We start from the raw sequence: 15,918 nt of genomic DNA on the forward strand, positions 1-15,918 counted from the left end.
CTATACTTTTCTTTATATTAATATTTTAATACTAAAAATTAATTTATTATACTATATGTAGTAGTAAATATCAATAGAAATATTATTAATAAATTAAATTCCTTTGTATAAGAAATAGAACTAGATGCTTAAAAAGCTTTTATCAAAAGCATTTGTGCTATAAAAACCTTATGTCTATTTTATTGCTAATTAAAATATATACAGCTGCAAAAAGAGCTAAATTTATTCTCATCGTAGAAAAGATTCAGAAAAAATGTAACGCACATACGACAGAGATTAAGCATATGTGTGCACCCATATGCGCTGAAGAAGATACGCTACATTCTTCACTGAGTTTGATTATTTGATAAAAAAGTCTGCAGACGAAGATAGATTTTGAGCTCTAAAAATACCTCTACTGTGATTATACTAAGATTAGATAAATAGGCGAAGTAATTTTTATATTAGTTTTTTAGCTAAGAGCCGATTTGGTGTTTAGTAACTTGACATTTATTCAATACTACTGTATAATAAACATGTGTATTTTTTATACACTATGGCAATAAAATTACCTTGTAATAGGTGTATTGGACCCGAGGGCAGTACTCGGCGCCTCCACCATATTTTTTGATTGATACGGGGGCGAGTAAGGATCGACATGCATAGTAAAGATGGTAGCTTTGCTCGGTTAGATACCACCGCTAAGAGTTCACAATTTAGATGCAAACGATAACTTTGCTGCTGAAGACAATGTTGCATTAGCTGCTTAATTTAGGCACTATAACTTCATTGCTATAAGCACGGTTTAGGGAACGCCGGGTAACAGAAGTTCCCCCAAACATGTAAGGGTTATATGGATAAAACAGATTATCAGAAGTCGCTTAGTTATGCTAAATTTCAAGTTATCAAAAAGGCTTTGAATACTATATTAGATAATGATTTTACTCCTCACTTAGAGATACTGTTTTTTACGCGATTTAACGGTGTTGTCATACCAGATTACTTGAAAGAATCATACCCTACTCAAATGCTTATTATATTACAGCACCAATTTTATGGTCTAAAAGTTCTTGAAGATAAGTTTAGCGTCAGTTTGAGCTTTCGTGGAAAACAAGAACAAGTCACTGTACCGTTTTTTGCTATTAGTGAGTTTCATGATAAAATTTCAGGAGATACTTTAGTATTTAGCGTTGATTCTGATAAAGAATATGAAAGTGAGAAATGTGCTGAAAAGTCATCAAATGGTAGTATTATATCTATAGATCAACTTTACGATAAGTAGTTACTTCATTTTATAAATAAAAAATATTGTATCTGTTCAGGATATCGACAAGGCCATAGAGTAAAAGTGAGTTTATAACAAATGGTATCATTTGAGTAGCTGACATTAGCTTTCACATAAAAAACGTTATAAAGCGCTTTCATGTTTACCAACTTAGTGCCAATCTGGATCCCAGTGTCTGGGCACTGGGATGACAACAAAGGGGCTACTTGAACAGAGGCTATTTAGGTAACAAGAGGTGACAAGAAAAGAAGCGCTGGTTTCATACGTACCTGAACACTTATCCTGCATGTAATAAACATGATCAAAAAGCTATTCATACAGTACACATCTCTCCGTTAATTTATCAATAAGTTTTTTATCCACGTGGAATCAAAGGGTATAATATCTTATAGCTTATTGTTTATATCTATTTCAGCATAAAAATTATTGTGAGGCTTGATTTTATATATATCACTACACATAATAGACTTTAGTATAAATTAGTAATATGCATCCAATCATATACTTACTTAACCTGCTACTTGATCTTTACAGCTTCATTCTAATATGCTCAGTTGTTCTCGATTTGTTGATTAAATTGAATGTAGTGAACATGTATAATGAAGTTGTAAGCAACATAATGCAAACTTTAAACCGACTTACCCATCCTCCACTAAAGGTTATCAGAAGGTATATACAACCGTTCAATGGATTAGATTTATCCGTGATGATATTGATAATAGCAATTCACTTTGTAAAATATACAATTACTTATTACTTTAAGTAGATGTTAAAAAAACAGCTAAAATCAGCGATATACCTGTTACTCTTAATGTATATATATATATCGGTTTTTAGCTATAATTATAAAGATCCATCCTTAAATACAGCTACAAATCAGGAAGTAACAAATTTGGGCGGAGTAGTAGGTTCATATTTAGCTGATATATTGGTTCAATTTCTTGGACTCGCTAGTATTACAATAGCTACAACCATAGTTTACTTTTTAATTTTCAGAGCATCATTGCTGAAAATTATCTACCTAACGTTAATCAATGTAGCAATATATGCTATATTGTCGCAACTTTCGCTTGGCATTACTGCTAGATACATGCACGGTGGAATAGTCGGTAATGCTCTAATTGACCACTGCCCGTTTTACATATTCACAGTAGTAGCATCAATAGGTATTGTAGGATTGATTGGTTGGAAGAGAACGGTTTATTCTTTGCTTTTCCTATGTAAAAAAATATTTTCCCTTTTTACAAAGGTTCTGTTTTTCAGGTTACGTAAAACTACTGATTATTCAATAGCACCATTAGTAGTAGAGGAAAAATATATAACCACTAAACAACAACCGAAAGAAAGAAAGAAAAAAGCTGCCGAAGAAATTGTTAAACCACCTTCTAGCGAGTTTGAGTTTCCAAGCATTCACTTACTTTCCAAAGCAGAAGAATCTTTGCAGAGAAAACAGTTGAATGCATTAGAGAGCAATAAGAATTTATCTCTGCTCGAACAGGTTCTGAGTGATTTTGGCGTGCAAGGAAAAATTATAAGTGTATGTTATGGACCGGTTGTGACTTTATACAAACTTGAACCACAAGCAGGTACAAAATCTGCAAGAGTGATTGGTCTTGCAGATGATATTGCACGTTCAATGAGTGCACTTTCTGCACGTATTTCAATAATTCGTGGACAAAATGCCATGGGAATAGAATTGCCAAACAAGGAGCGAGAGATTGTAATGCTGCGTGATTTACTTGAATCGCCAGAATACCAAAATGCAAACTTAAATCTTCCAATTGCGCTTGGCAAGGAAATAAGCGGAAAACCAGTTATTGCAGATCTGACTAAAATGCCCCACTTGCTTGTTGCCGGAACTACAGGGTCAGGTAAGTCGGTTGCAATTAACACGATGATTCTGTCGCTTGTTTATCGACTAAGTCCTGATGAATGCAAGATGATAATGATCGACCCCAAAATGCTCGAGCTTTCAATATATGATGCAATACCGCATCTAATAACGCCAGTGGTAACAGAGCCAAAAAAAGCTGTTATTGCTCTTAAGTGGATAGTGAAAGAGATGGAAAATCGCTATCGCATGATGTCATATTTAAATGTGCGCAATGTAATAAACTATAATCAAAAAATTACAGAAGCGATGAATAGCGGAATAGAGTTGGAGCGCGTTGTACAGATTGGCTTTAACTCAACAACGGGTAAACCTTTATTTGAAAAAATACCACTTAAAATGGAGACATTTCCGTATATTGTGGTGATCGTAGATGAAATGGCAGATTTAATGCTTGTTGCTGGCAAAGATATAGAATGCTCTATTCAACGTTTAGCTCAGATGGCTCGTGCTGCAGGAATACACATCATAATGGCAACACAACGCCCATCTGTAGATGTGATAACAGGTGTGATAAAAGCAAACTTTCCAACGAGAATTAGTTTTGCTGTTACTTCTAAGATAGATAGCCGTACAATACTTGGTGAACAAGGGGCCGAACAGTTACTCGGTATGGGTGATATGCTTTATATGGCCTCTGGTGGTAAGATTATTCGAGTGCACGGTCCATTTGTAAGTGATGATGAGGTGCAAAATATAGTTGATCATCTGAAAACGCAAGGTGAGCCAAACTACATGGAGGAAATCACTCAAGAAGATGAAAATTCTTTCGCGGAATCAGAAGGTGAAACAGAAGATGAAGAGAACGATCTATACAAGCAAGCAGTGGCCATCATTCAGAGAGATCAAAAGGTTTCAACTAGTTACATTCAAAGGCAACTTAGAATAGGCTATAACAGAGCTGCAAATATTGTTGAAAGAATGGAGAAAGAAGGTATTGTCAGTGCTCCGAGTTACTCAGGAAAGAGAGAGATATTGGTAGAATAACCCTTAACTTAAACCAAAGAAAGTTATTTTAAGATCAATAGATCTCTTGCATAACTGGAATTCAAAAGTTCCAGCGCATGACCAGATATTTCTTATTGGATCCCAGTTGTATAGTGTTTAATACTAAATTAACTACTAAAAACGTACAATAGTAATATATTAATTAGCTAGGGGGTTAAAAATGGGTATAACCAAATTTGTATTCGGTTTTGATAAATCGGATGTAACAGCATTGCAGGAAAGTCAAAATATTGATGCTAAAAAGTTTCAAGAAGTATTTAGCGCATTAAAAGAATGGCAAGAAGCTCAAAAGATAGATGCTAAACAGTTTGAAGAGGTATTTAGTGCATTAAAAGAGTGGCAAGAAGCTCAAAAGATAGATGTTGAGCAGTTTGAAAAAGTTTTTGGTGCATTAGAAGACAAGATTGGTACTGAGCAGTTTCAAGCTATGCAAGAGCACTTAAGCGGCTTGCAAGAAAAATTTACAGGCTTAGAAGAAAAAGTAGAAACATTTGCAGACATGGTAGGGGGACAAGAACAAGCAATACTAACTTGTGCCATAATCAGTGCTGTTGCTGCAATAGCTGTAACTAGTTTTGTTGCATTCTGTATCTATCAGGGAGTTAAGCTTGATAAAGAGAAGAAAAACGACTTGTCTCAAGATATGCCAAGCGGAAAGTTTAATAATGTGAATGATACCGAAAAACTGAATAATAACTTACAGCAAGGAAGAGTGTAATGCTCTTCTTGAAAGGGTGTTACGTAAAATTTGTAACACCTTAAATTTCCTTTAGATTATGTAGGTTTTGGTAGTAAATTTTTTAGAAAGATGTTTTTATTATAAAGTTGGTAGAGATTCTGATTTACTTGAAGTTTGTTAATTGGTATCTTTTAAAGCACAATATTCACTATAGTATGCTTAAGATCTTTTCTAAAGTTTTATTTATATTAATACTTTTGGTTTCTAGTTTCTTTACTGTACATAATGTTGAAGCGAAGTCTAAGGTAAAGCTCAGTAAGAGGTACATACCTCCTGGTAACCCTGGTGGTACAAATTTTCATGCAGATGAGGAATTTGCTGAGTCGTATAAATTATACGAAAAGCGTAGGGAGATTCTCAAGAAAAGGAAGTTACAAGGTCAAACTAATGTTAACGTAAATAAAGAAGATCTAATCAAAAAATTAAAAGAAAAAAAAATTGCTAGCCTTGATAACGAGCCAAACAACGTGGGAGCTTGCATAGTTGAAGATGGGGAGGATGCTATGATAAATCAGCATGGTATTAATCTTACACGTTTAAAGGGTGCTGTATTTATAGATCAAGAGCCAGTTTCTCAGTATGAAAGTAAGCAGCATAAAAGTGAACAACAAAAAGGGAAAAAAGTTAGTTCAACACGAGAAAAAAAAGTTTCCCCTATAAATGTTACTATAAAAGAAACTCCGTCAAAAAGAACATGTTCACATGATTCTATTACTGACTTGAATAACGTAGATTCTAATACACATTATAGTTTCAATGGTTCAAGTTCATTTGGCAGTGTAGCTGATGCATTAAAATAGTATCACAATTAATAATATGCTAGATAGAAACCTGATATTGAGTGATGATGCATATGAGTCATCGCCGGTTTCCAGGCATAAAACTCATACTGTAAAAGTTGGACAAGTGAAGATAGGTGGAAATAATCCTATAGTTGTTCAATCCATGGCACTTGGTGCACATATAGATTCTGACAACATAAAAAGCAGTGCTCAGAAATATGCAAAAGAAGTAATAGAACTAGCGCATGCAGGTTCAGAGTTGGTACGAATTGCTTTGAACTCAGAGGAAGTAGCAAAAGCAATACCTTATATAGTAGAGGAAATAAATAAAGAAGGCTTTGATGGTAAGATATTAGTAGGCTGTGGACAATATGAGCTCTACAGGCTGGTTCAGGATTATCCAGACAACATTAAGATGCTGGGTAAAATTAGGATAAATCCGAGTAATGTAGGCTTTGGCGACAAACGTGATGAAAAATTTGAAAAAATTATAGAGTATGCAATAACACATGATCTTCCTGTCAGAATCGGAGTAAATTGGGGTAGCCTTGATAAGTACCTTTCACAAAAACTAATGGATGAAAACTCCTTGTCTAGTAATCCAAAAACTTCTGATGTTATATTACGTAAGGCGCTTGTAATGTCTGCTCTTGGTAGTGCAAAAAAAGCTGAAAAGATTGGCCTTAATGAAGAGAAAATAATCATTTCATGTAAAGTCAGTAGAGTGCAAGATTTAATTTTAGTTTATACGGCACTTGCAAAATCTTCCAATTATGCGCTGCATTTGGGTTTAACCGAAGCTGGTATGGGTAACAAAGGCGTAGTAAATACCACAGCAGGGCTTACTTATTTATTGCAAAATGGTATTGGAGACACTATCCGGGCTTCCTTAACTCAGCGCCCTGGTGAATCACGTACTAATGAGGTGGTAGTGTGTCAGGAAATATTACAGTCTATAGGTTTGCGCTACTTTAACCCTCAGGTGAGTTCATGTCCTGGTTGTGGACGCACAAGTAGCGATCGTTTTCGTATATTAACTGAGGAAGTAAATGGCTACATAAAAACTCATATGCCGGTATGGAAGAAAAAGAATCCTGGTGTAGAGTATATGAACGTTGCTGTTATGGGATGCATAGTAAATGGTCCTGGAGAGAGCAAACATGCAAATTTGGGGATCAGCCTGCCTGGGTATGGAGAAAAACCTGTTTCAGCAGTATACAAAGACGGCAAATATTTCAAAACTTTACAAGGTGATAATATTTTTGAAGAATTTAAGGAAATTATTAGTGATTATGTGGAGAAGCATTACACGTGACAGGTTCACGCTTACTGTAAATTAAATTCAAAAAATGGTATCTTTTAATAGATAGTAGCTAACAGGGTTCCTTTTGCCTTTTTTCTATTTAGTAAATTTCTTGAATATTTGTACAGTTATGAAATAGACACAATTTGACATAAAAGCTTTACTTTTTGAAATTTTGGGTTACGTTTAATTTAACATATTTCAGTGGGGAATTTATTGTAAGTAGAAAGGAAGCTTTAAAAATATTAGGTTTTGAATTAAGCGATGCGCCCAGTGAACAAGAAATTAAATCAGCGTATAGAAAATTAGCTTTGAAATATCATCCTGATAAACATTCAGAAGCTGCAAAGAAACAAAATGAGGAGAAATTTAAAAAGCTAGTTACTGCATATGAATTTCTCACTAAGGAAAATATAGAAGGGGTGACAAATCTAACTGACGGAAATTTAAATGGAATTGATTCGCCTGAAGATTTGAGGTTTTACTTAAGTAGGGCTCTCTACAATCGGGATATAAAGTTTCTTGAAAAGCTTTTTTCCAAATTCAAAAGCAGTAAAGATGGAAGATTTGGTGATTACATCAATGAAGAACTTGTTTTTATTTACTTTCCATTATCTATTGCTTTAATGCAAGCTAAAGATTCAAGAAATTATAGTATTTTGAGACTTCTTTTAGAAAATGGTGCTGATCCTAATATAAAGCTATTACATAATGAAGCTTCGTTACACTATTATATGGTTCTCGATGACAGCAGAATTGTAGAGTTATTGTTACAATATGGTGCTGATCCTAATATGTTAGATAAAAATGGTAAAAATCCGTTGTTTGAAGCGTTTTTGTGTGATGATGATCATACTATGGAAATACTTTTGAAATATGGTGCTAATCCTAATATGTTAGATAAAAATGGTCGACGTCCATTATATCAAGCAATCAATTTTGACAACGATAAACGCGAAAAATATGTAGAGTTGCTTCTAAAGTATGGTGCAGATCCTAATCAGAAGGTTAATGGCTCCAGAGTTATAGAGTATGCTCCATATTTCATTAATAATGGTATAATGAATTGGATTAAAACGCTTACTTTGCCATACGGTAACAATGATAAAGTTAAAAGGTTGATGGCTGAGTACGGTGGAGTTGATAGACGTTATCTACGTGATCAAACGATACTGACTTGTTGTTGCTTAATCGTTGCTTCTGCTACTTTTTTTAGTATAGCTTCTCCTTTGCGCTATGTACCGACAGCAATATTTGCACTTGCTGCATGTTTTTTTATTAAAAATGCTGTACATGCTGCATTTTTTGCAAAAGAACCTTCTACTGAGTTTACCGAAGCTAGAGCTTGTCCAGAGATTAGTAAAAGAGGCTATAATATCTAAAGTTTTAGTACTGGGTAAAGACGAGAGAAAAGCACCCAGCAGACCTAAGTCAAAGGGAATGGACAAGAATAGAAAGCTACTTCAGAGTATCATACAGGAAAGGAGGAAGGTCGTCAAAGTATAGCAAAAGAGAAATATTAGAAGCAATTTTCTATGTATTGTGTACAGGTGTAAATGGCGGTATTTACTATATGATCAGTCAAGTGCTTGTATAGTAATCTGTACAGACTACAGAAAAAGGGGAATCAAAGGCTATGTAAAAAAGTAAAGGGTAGAAAAAGGCATATAATTACAGATACTCAGGGTTTTATACTAGATTGTTACGTAGGCGCTGATAACGAAAATGATAAAGGTGGTATTAAATAATATAAGAAAAAAAGATACTAAAGTTAAAAAATTTTGATGGGATACCAAGGAGAACATTTAAAAAATCATATATATGCTTGAATTTATCTGTACTAGACACAACTTAATCTGACAGGGATGAATTAACTGACAGAAGAATTGAGGTAGTTAAAACTAATATCAGTCTCTTGTTTCATGCTACTAATATTTTTCTGAAAAGCAATGTGTTTGCTATTAAGAAAAGTCTGAGTAGGCGTTTTGCCATAGCAATATTTGCCTGAATGAGGCCTTGTCTCATTATAAGAACGCAACCAATGATCAACATCTATCTGCAGATCTTCCAAAGAATTGTAGATTTTCTTGCGAAAAATAATATTGTAACACTCATCTTGCATAGTCTTATGGAATCTCTCGCATATGCCATTAGTTTGCGGAGAATTGGCTTTAGTTCTTGAGTGATCAATATTTTCGATTCCTAAGTATAACTGATAAGCGTGATTCTCTGGTTTGCCACAATATTCTGTACCTCTATCGGTCAAAATGCGCAATAATGGCACGCTTTGTACATCAAAAAATGGTATTACTCTATCATTCAGCAAGTCAGCAGCGGTAATAGCAGTTTTATCTGTATAAAGCTTAGCAAAAGCCACTCTCGAATAAGTATCAATAAAAGTTTGCTGATAGATTCTTCCTATACCCTTGATGTTGCCTACATAATAAGTATCTTGAGAACCTAAATAACCTGGATGCTCTGTTTCAATTTCACCATGTGCTTCCCTTTGTTCTTTAACTTTTTCTAAAGCCGCAAGTTGCTCCTCTGTTAGAATTATTCCATCTTGCATAACTTTTGCCTCAAGAGCCCTCAGTCTTTTTTTGAAGGTCTCAAGGTCATTTCTCAGCCATACAGATCTCACTCCACCTTCAGAGATTATTATGCCCCTTTTTCTCAGTTCATTTGCAGCTCTTTGTTGTCCATATGCAGGAAATTCTGTTGCAATATTAACTACAGCTCTTTCCATGTCTTCAGAGACTCTGTTTGCCATAAGTGGTTTTTTCTTGCTTATCTCATGCAGCGCTTCTTCTCCTCCATTTTCATATAGTTCTTTGAATCTATAAAATGTATCCCTTGAATATCCCATAACCTTGCATGCTTGAGACACATTTCCAAGCTGTTTTGCTAGCTCTAGCAATCCTAGTTTCGGCTTTAGTATTTTTGTTTGTATCGTACTCATTTCTAACACTCCTTTCTTTTATTATTTTATAACTTACTTTTTTAAAGTGTCAGATCAAGTCTTGTTTAATACAATTTATCAATTCCCGGACAAGTTCTAATCATTAATGTTATACACGTTCTTTTCTTTTTCTATTCTCTCTTGTTCTTCAATACAATACATAGCAAGCGGATTAGCTTTAAGTCTTTCGACTCCTATTTCTTCTCCCGTTCCATCGCAGTAACCATAAATGCCTAATTTTATTTTTTCTAACGCCTCCTTAATTTTTTCTTTTCTATCTTTTCGGCGCTTAATTAATTCTCCATTTTCACTATCAGAATAAATACTACTATCTTCTAGATCTTGTTTCTCCAGTTCAGAGAGTATTGATTGTAACTTTAAGCTAAAGTATTCCAGTTGTTTTACGTTCATATATTCTTCATTTTCTGAAGGAGCGTAATCTTCCGGTAATTTTATTTTTGTTAATTTTTCCATAGCATTATCAATAAAATATATTAAAACTTATATAACTTATAAACAAAAAAATTATACTACCCTCAAAGTAAACACTATAATTTATAATAAACATTTAAAATCCTGGTATGATTAGTTCGGTAAAAAAATTAGTAATAAATGATAATAATCTTACTTATATAGTATGTATTTTTATTATAATGTTAATTTTATCTTCATATACACTTGAAAACAACAGTAAACAAGAAGTCATATTAACATTAACATGGATATGTGCTACATTTGTTTTGCAGATCTCTACAAATAATTTATTTACATCTGATTATCATGATGGAATATTAGAGCAAATCTTTGTACAGCCACTCTCTTCTAGGCTGATAGTTGCTTATAAAATCTTCGCTCACTGGTTGTTATTTGGATTACCGATTTCAGTGATTTCTTTCATGTTCAGCTTTGCAATTCTAGGCAATAGTATTGAACATTCAATAGCAGTTGGAGTGTCTTTATTATTTAATACGCTGATAATCATTAATATTTCAGCTACTGGAAATGCATTGATGATTGGTCGAAATAACTTAGCATCAGGAGTATCGCAAATTCTTGTTTTGCCAATGATAATGCCAACTTTTATATATTTCAAATTGCTAACTCAATTTGAAAATTTATCCTTGAATATTTATACACTACTAATCACCATCTTAATTTTTGTCATTTTAATTGTTAACAGCACTATAACTACTCACATAGCATTAAAATTTGCTGTGGAGCAGGATTGAAAAAACTTACTAGTTATTTACTTGTATCTGCTTAGTTAAGGGTGTTAACTTAAGTAGAGATGGAGACATTAGATTTCTTGCAGAATTGAAGAGTTACAGCGTGTGAAACCATTATTGGATTTCAGACTGGCTGGTTATGCAAGAAATCTAATATCTATCGAAGAGTCAGAAACTTTTATAACTTACCTTTAATCAACCTAACCCATGCGTGCCAATCTCTCTCACCAAGATTGCTTTCGAAAGACAGAAGATCCTTTGCAGCTTTTGAGCAAATTTCTTCACTTGGAATTGACAACTCCCTATTCATTGCTAGCGTCAAGCATTGAGTTTTACAAGCTTGTTCTAAGTGATACGTATAAAACATTGCTTCTTGTATAGTCTGACCACATGTTATAGATCCATGATTGCGCATTAACATCACAAAATTTTCTTTCAAATCAGCTATTAATCTTTTTTCTTCCGTATCATCAAGTGCCAGGGAATTATAATCATGGTAAGATACCTTATTATAAAAGTGCAGCGCCCACTGACTTATTGGAAGTAATCCATCCTTGAGAGAAGAAACTGCTACAATAGAAGGTGTATGTAGATGAAAAATTGCTTGAATATCTTTCCTTGCTTGATAAATGGAGCCATGGATTACATAGCCAGTTTTATTATATTGATATTCTTTGCCTTCAATTATATTCCCATCAAACGATACTTTCATCAATGAACTTTCATCTACTTCATCAAAACGTATACCAAACGGATAAACATAAAATGACTTTTTATCTTCAGAACGTACAGAGAGATGAGTATACGTATGATCATCTAATTTAAGATAAGATAAAATCTGATAGGCGTTAACTAGGCCTCTTTTCAACTCACTATTTATTAACAACATAACCCTTGACTAAAATTTTCTAAAGATTTATACGTGAAAAAAAGTTTATTATAAACTAAAAAGTGAACCTACTTTAAAATACTAAGCACTTTTACTTGCCTTAGGTGGTTAGAGTTTACATTTCTAGATTACATAATATTTTAACTATAAAAACGGCTTTTTATGTAATATTTCATATGTTTTAAAGCCTTGTTTTTATGTTATTATAAATGTAGGTTTTAATATTAAAAGTAATATGGTAAGCATTGACATAAAAAAACAGCTAACAAAATTTTTCATATATATCACTGGTCTTCCAGGAAGTGGTAAACTTTCTACAGCAATAGTATTATCTAGTATGATAAATGCACTAATTGTAAGTGGATTTGAATATAATCAAACTTCCAAAGAAATTCAAAATAGAATATATAACATTGTGCAGGTTATGCTTCAGGCAGTAGAAGCCTATCCAATTGATTCAAAAAATTATATATTTCTTGATGACTTAATGAAAAATAATAATGACAACATAACAATATATAACTCAATAGTAGAACTTAGTAAAAAAATGAGCACAAAAATCCTTCCCATAGTACTTAGGTGCAATTCATTGATATTACAAGAGCGTACTATATTAAAAAAGCAAAGAAAAAATAGGAAGGTTACCAATATAAATAGTATTAAATTTAGAGCGGAAGATTTATTTGTGCCACCAAATGCTATAGAGATAGAAAATTCAAATATGAGTATAAAAGAAGTAGCAGAGGAAATAGTAAGTCAGATGTACAAATTTGGCCAAATTGATAGTGTTTACGAAATAGGCAACAATTTCATATACTGAGGCTCATTTAAATATAGAGCCTCAACACCATTTAATTTTTGTTTATTTTCTAGTCTATAACGGACTAATAGCCCTGCATGGCTAGCATCCAACTTTGGTAAACTGCAATCCATATATGTAATGCAGTCCGTTTCAGGCTGGAGTTCACTTACTACAGCAGGATTTAATAGCGGTAATAAATTGAAATCAAATAACTGCGTATAAAACTTTTGATCATCTTCGATTATAGCTTTAATATTTTTTTTGCTATTTGCACAAAGTAGCGATATTGCATATGCTTGAGCTTCCAGCGCACTAACCCCATATAACGGCTTATTTGTAGCAAGATTTATACCTTGTGCAGCTGATACACCAACTCTAATCCCAGTGAAACTTCCCGGTCCAACTACCACTGCTAAGTGGTCTATTTTATCGTAGTTATAACTATGCTTATCAAACAAAGTATTCAGTATTTGAAAAAATGATTCTGCATGACTATTGCTAGCGGAATTATGTTCCACAAAACAATTACCATCGTGATCAATTATTGCTATTGAACTACCAGCACCTACAGTATCAATTGCTAAAATAGACATTACTTAAGCTTACCATAAAGTTTTGAAAATATTATAGCAAAGGCGCCATTACCCATAACATTTGCTGAAGTTATTATTGGATCAAACACTATATACAATGTTGTGATTAATGAAAGCATCTCTGGAGAGAATTTAAGATATTTCTCAAGAATAGGTAGCATTACCATAATTCCTCCAGCTGGAACTGCAACAATAGCAAATTTAAATAACAAAAAATAGAGAAGAAAAGTTACATAGTCTGTTGTACACAATGAATAACCAGAAGCAATTATCATTGATAATATTATAATAAAAAAACAATCGCCTACTAAATGAAAGCTAGCAGTTATTGGCACAACAGACGAAGCTATATCAGGTTGCTTTACATTTTTTTCGCTTCCTTCAAGAGTAAGCGGCATAGCTATATTACTAGACATTGTGCTCATTGCAGTAATAAATGCAGGTATCATATTGCTTATACTAGCTATCCAGCTTGTGATCTTGAATGAATTTGCTGCTCCATATAAGAAAAAAACATAAAGGTAGGTTGCAGATGATATAATAATAAAAATTATTGAGTAATCCTTAAATATTATGGGTAAAACCTGATCATGTTCCATTTTTAAAGCAAGCCCAAGTACAAACATTGGAATAATTGGAGTAAAAAACGTCTTCAAAATAAAGAGAGTTAAATCTAATATTTTGTTCGAAAGCTCTTTGCTTTTTTTTGGTAACAGTGTTGACACTACTATGCTGAACACAAATCCACAAGCAAGAGCATGAAAGTTAGAAAGCAATACAGGTATCCTAAACGACCATAAAGGAAGAATTGTTTCTTCATACGTTATATCGTGTATTGAATAAGTGTTTTGTATGATAAAATGCCAAGCAGAATAAGCTATTAAACTTGAAGCTAAATTCGACAAGAAAATCGTTATAATAAGTAACAATATAAACTTTATAGCCGACTGCTTAAGATTGTTAACACTACTAAAGATTAATGCAAAAACAATGAAAGGCATGATAAATAGCAAAACCTCTTTGATGCTAAGGCTTACTGAGTACAAGAAGGCTTTCACTTCCATTGGAACTAGATGACCAAAAAATATAACTGAAGTGATAACAGCAAGTAAGGTTAGTAATTGTAACATATTCTAATATAGCGATATCCTATAGACATACATATGGTAAGTTAGCTGCTAAGTAAAGCAAAACTGCCTAAAGTATTTGCATTACCTTCTAGTACTTGAATGAGATTTCAAATTACAACGTTTCCACAAAGTATATAATTAACATCCACACCTTTGGTTAAGTTCCATTCACGCTTTATTACATTATATTCCATACCAGCCATGTTTTGCAGTGTTACATTGTTCTCTCTTAGGTGATTTGCAATTTCTGATGGCTTGAGAAATTTATTCCAATTATGTGTGCCTTTTGGCAGCCAATTTAATATGTATTCTGCACCAATTATTGCAAGACAGAAAGATTTAATAGTTCTATTTATTGTCGATATAAAAATTAGCCCTTCTGGCTTCAATAGTGCTATTGCTTTTTTCATGAAAAACTCTAAATTATCCACATGTTCAACTACTTCCATCAACAAAACCACGTCGTACTTCTTGTCATTGCTTAGCTCTTCAATGCTAGTGTGTGTGTATTCTATATTCAACCCTACTTTCTTCGCGTGCGACTGTGCAACTTTTATGTTTTCCTCACATATATCTATTCCCTCAACGCTAATACCAACACGTGCCATTGACTCTGACAAAATGCCTCCACCACACCCAACATCAAGTAATGATAGTTCTTTTAAATCGCATTTTTTTAACTCTTTTATTTTCTCAATAATGTATGATACTCTTACAGGGTTCATCATGTGTAATGGCTTGAATTTGCCATTTTCATTCCACCATTCACCTGCTATTTTAGCGAATTTTGATATTTCATCTTCGTTATAAGTTTTTGTGGTTTTTTTCTTGCTAATATTGCTAAGTTTATCAAGGCGTTCTTTATGTCTACTTTCTTTTGAAAATTCTGTTTCGAGGAATTGTTTTACTACATCTTTTGCTAATTCACTTGCAGTAAATCCTGCACCGAGACACAGTATATTTGCGTTACCATGCTCGCGAGCTAATTTTGCAATCTCAACACTATTACATAAAGCAGCGTAGATTCCTTCAAAACGATTTGCTACAGTACTCATACCAAGGCCCGTACCGCAAATTAATATCCCGTAATTTGCTTTTTTATTTGTTATATCTTCTACAACTTCAGCAGCATAGTCAGGGTAGTCTACACTCTTTTGCTCAACAGTGCAGCCACGGTCTATCACTGTATAACCTAAAGTTTCTAGGTAAGGCTTTATTTCTGATTTTAATTCATAACCTGCATGGTCTGAAGCAATTGATATTATTGCTGACATATGAAAAATTGCAACTTAAGGATGCTATATGAGTAATTTATTTTGAGCTTTCTGTCAA

General features: G+C 33.4%; 15 protein-coding genes, 1 other RNA gene and 1 pseudogene. 11 read left to right on the forward strand and 6 right to left on the reverse strand.

Annotated elements, in window-relative coordinates:
• The first annotated feature begins 478 nt into the window (after window positions 1–478).
• The 9 genes and pseudogenes from ssrA to HGO49_RS06165 form a co-directional block, all read left to right on the forward strand.
• Window positions 479–816: a transfer-messenger RNA gene (ssrA, locus tag HGO49_RS06125) on the forward strand.
• A gap of 16 nt (window positions 817–832) precedes the next feature.
• Window positions 833–1,261 (forward strand): ClpXP protease specificity-enhancing factor SspB, encoded by a 429-nt coding sequence (locus tag HGO49_RS06130; protein WP_017532657.1) that lies wholly within the window; start codon window positions 833–835, stop codon window positions 1,259–1,261.
• A 490-nt stretch (window positions 1,262–1,751) separates the two neighbouring features.
• Window positions 1,752–2,030 (forward strand): YggT family protein, encoded by a 279-nt coding sequence (locus tag HGO49_RS06135; RefSeq protein WP_010401649.1) that lies wholly within the window; start codon window positions 1,752–1,754, stop codon window positions 2,028–2,030.
• Window positions 2,031–4,142 carry a DNA translocase FtsK gene (locus HGO49_RS06140; protein WP_017532656.1) on the forward strand — a complete coding sequence of 704 codons (2,112 nt, stop codon included), beginning with the start codon at window positions 2,031–2,033 and terminating at the stop codon, window positions 4,140–4,142. It begins immediately after the preceding gene.
• Between the two features lie 181 nt (window positions 4,143–4,323).
• The gene (locus HGO49_RS06145; protein WP_017532655.1) at window positions 4,324–4,881 is read left to right on the forward strand and encodes a hypothetical protein; all 558 of its coding nucleotides are present in this window, start codon (window positions 4,324–4,326) and stop codon (window positions 4,879–4,881) included.
• A 176-nt stretch (window positions 4,882–5,057) separates the two neighbouring features.
• The gene (locus HGO49_RS06150) at window positions 5,058–5,702 is read left to right on the forward strand and encodes a TRP75-related protein (protein WP_017532654.1); all 645 of its coding nucleotides are present in this window, start codon (window positions 5,058–5,060) and stop codon (window positions 5,700–5,702) included.
• A 16-nt stretch (window positions 5,703–5,718) separates the two neighbouring features.
• Window positions 5,719–6,999 carry a flavodoxin-dependent (E)-4-hydroxy-3-methylbut-2-enyl-diphosphate synthase gene (gene ispG / locus HGO49_RS06155; RefSeq protein WP_017532653.1) on the forward strand — a complete coding sequence of 427 codons (1,281 nt, stop codon included), beginning with the start codon at window positions 5,719–5,721 and terminating at the stop codon, window positions 6,997–6,999.
• A gap of 155 nt (window positions 7,000–7,154) precedes the next feature.
• On the forward strand, window positions 7,155–8,369 hold the full coding sequence (locus HGO49_RS06160) for an ankyrin repeat domain-containing protein (RefSeq protein WP_017532652.1): 1,215 nt from the start codon (window positions 7,155–7,157) through the stop codon (window positions 8,367–8,369).
• 68 nt (window positions 8,370–8,437) lie between these two features.
• A pseudogene (locus tag HGO49_RS06165) lies at window positions 8,438–8,804 on the forward strand (transposase family protein); the annotation flags it as partial.
• 53 nt (window positions 8,805–8,857) lie between these two features.
• Here the strand turns inward: HGO49_RS06165 and HGO49_RS06170 are convergent.
• Both HGO49_RS06170 and HGO49_RS06175 read right to left on the reverse strand, forming a co-directional pair.
• Window positions 8,858–9,946, reverse strand: coding sequence for an IS481 family transposase (locus HGO49_RS06170; RefSeq protein ID WP_096616077.1), 1,089 nt, complete (start codon window positions 9,944–9,946; stop codon window positions 8,858–8,860).
• Window positions 9,947–10,042: 96 nt separating this feature from the next.
• Complete coding sequence (locus HGO49_RS06175) at window positions 10,043–10,420, reverse strand: TraR/DksA family transcriptional regulator (RefSeq protein WP_017532649.1); 378 nt, start codon at window positions 10,418–10,420, stop codon at window positions 10,043–10,045.
• Between the two features lie 107 nt (window positions 10,421–10,527).
• Here HGO49_RS06175 and HGO49_RS06180 point away from each other — a divergent pair, with 107 nt between their 5' ends.
• Window positions 10,528–11,175, forward strand: a complete 648-nt coding sequence (locus tag HGO49_RS06180) for a heme exporter protein CcmB (RefSeq protein WP_026092714.1) — start codon at window positions 10,528–10,530, stop codon at window positions 11,173–11,175.
• Window positions 11,176–11,350: 175 nt separating this feature from the next.
• On the opposite strand, the gene HGO49_RS06185 is transcribed toward HGO49_RS06180, so the two are convergent.
• Entirely contained in the window at window positions 11,351–12,061 is a 711-nt protein-coding gene (locus HGO49_RS06185; RefSeq protein ID WP_017532647.1) for a class II aldolase/adducin family protein, read from the reverse strand.
• A gap of 235 nt (window positions 12,062–12,296) precedes the next feature.
• Between HGO49_RS06185 and HGO49_RS06190 the strand changes: the two genes are divergently transcribed.
• Window positions 12,297–12,881 (forward strand): adenylate kinase family protein, encoded by a 585-nt coding sequence (locus HGO49_RS06190; RefSeq protein ID WP_017532646.1) that lies wholly within the window; start codon window positions 12,297–12,299, stop codon window positions 12,879–12,881.
• Here HGO49_RS06190 and tsaB read toward each other — a convergent pair.
• From tsaB to ubiG, 3 genes are all read right to left on the reverse strand, one after another.
• Window positions 12,851–13,456: a tRNA (adenosine(37)-N6)-threonylcarbamoyltransferase complex dimerization subunit type 1 TsaB gene (gene tsaB, locus HGO49_RS06195; RefSeq protein WP_017532645.1), complete on the reverse strand. Its 606-nt coding sequence runs from the start codon at window positions 13,454–13,456 to the stop codon at window positions 12,851–12,853. The two genes, HGO49_RS06190 and tsaB, sit on opposite strands and share 31 nt — an antisense overlap.
• On the reverse strand, window positions 13,456–14,586 hold the full coding sequence (locus tag HGO49_RS06200) for a cation:dicarboxylate symporter family transporter (protein WP_017532644.1): 1,131 nt from the start codon (window positions 14,584–14,586) through the stop codon (window positions 13,456–13,458). Before HGO49_RS06200 ends, tsaB begins: the two co-directional genes overlap by 1 nt.
• A gap of 107 nt (window positions 14,587–14,693) precedes the next feature.
• Window positions 14,694–15,860 (reverse strand): bifunctional 2-polyprenyl-6-hydroxyphenol methylase/3-demethylubiquinol 3-O-methyltransferase UbiG, encoded by a 1,167-nt coding sequence (ubiG, locus tag HGO49_RS06205; protein ID WP_017532643.1) that lies wholly within the window; start codon window positions 15,858–15,860, stop codon window positions 14,694–14,696.
• Between the last annotated feature and the right edge of the window lie 58 nt (window positions 15,861–15,918).

It is taken from the genome of Wolbachia endosymbiont of Diaphorina citri, from assembly GCF_013096535.2.
In the GTDB taxonomy this organism is placed as follows: Bacteria; Pseudomonadota; Alphaproteobacteria; order Rickettsiales; family Anaplasmataceae; genus Wolbachia.

What these genes read in the sequence shown, in the direction of transcription:
- HGO49_RS06175 (WP_017532649.1), bottom strand. Translation starts at nt 10,420, where the DNA reads ATGGAAAAATTAACAAAAATAAAATTACCGGAAGATTACGCTCCTTCA.
- HGO49_RS06185 (WP_017532647.1), bottom strand. Translation starts at nt 12,061, where the DNA reads ATGTTGTTAATAAATAGTGAGTTGAAAAGAGGCCTAGTTAACGCCTAT.
- HGO49_RS06190 (WP_017532646.1), top strand. Translation starts at nt 12,297, where the DNA reads ATGGTAAGCATTGACATAAAAAAACAGCTAACAAAATTTTTCATATAT.
- HGO49_RS06170 (WP_096616077.1), bottom strand. Translation starts at nt 9,946, where the DNA reads ATGAGTACGATACAAACAAAAATACTAAAGCCGAAACTAGGATTGCTA.
- HGO49_RS06180 (WP_026092714.1), top strand. Translation starts at nt 10,528, where the DNA reads ATGATTAGTTCGGTAAAAAAATTAGTAATAAATGATAATAATCTTACT.
- HGO49_RS06150 (WP_017532654.1), top strand. Translation starts at nt 5,058, where the DNA reads ATGCTTAAGATCTTTTCTAAAGTTTTATTTATATTAATACTTTTGGTT.
- tsaB (WP_017532645.1), bottom strand. Translation starts at nt 13,456, where the DNA reads ATGTCTATTTTAGCAATTGATACTGTAGGTGCTGGTAGTTCAATAGCA.
- HGO49_RS06145 (WP_017532655.1), top strand. Translation starts at nt 4,324, where the DNA reads ATGGGTATAACCAAATTTGTATTCGGTTTTGATAAATCGGATGTAACA.
- HGO49_RS06130 (WP_017532657.1), top strand. Translation starts at nt 833, where the DNA reads ATGGATAAAACAGATTATCAGAAGTCGCTTAGTTATGCTAAATTTCAA.
- HGO49_RS06200 (WP_017532644.1), bottom strand. Translation starts at nt 14,586, where the DNA reads ATGTTACAATTACTAACCTTACTTGCTGTTATCACTTCAGTTATATTT.
- HGO49_RS06140 (WP_017532656.1), top strand. Translation starts at nt 2,031, where the DNA reads ATGTTAAAAAAACAGCTAAAATCAGCGATATACCTGTTACTCTTAATG.
- ubiG (WP_017532643.1), bottom strand. Translation starts at nt 15,860, where the DNA reads ATGTCAGCAATAATATCAATTGCTTCAGACCATGCAGGTTATGAATTA.
- ispG (WP_017532653.1), top strand. Translation starts at nt 5,719, where the DNA reads ATGCTAGATAGAAACCTGATATTGAGTGATGATGCATATGAGTCATCG.
- HGO49_RS06135 (WP_010401649.1), top strand. Translation starts at nt 1,752, where the DNA reads ATGCATCCAATCATATACTTACTTAACCTGCTACTTGATCTTTACAGC.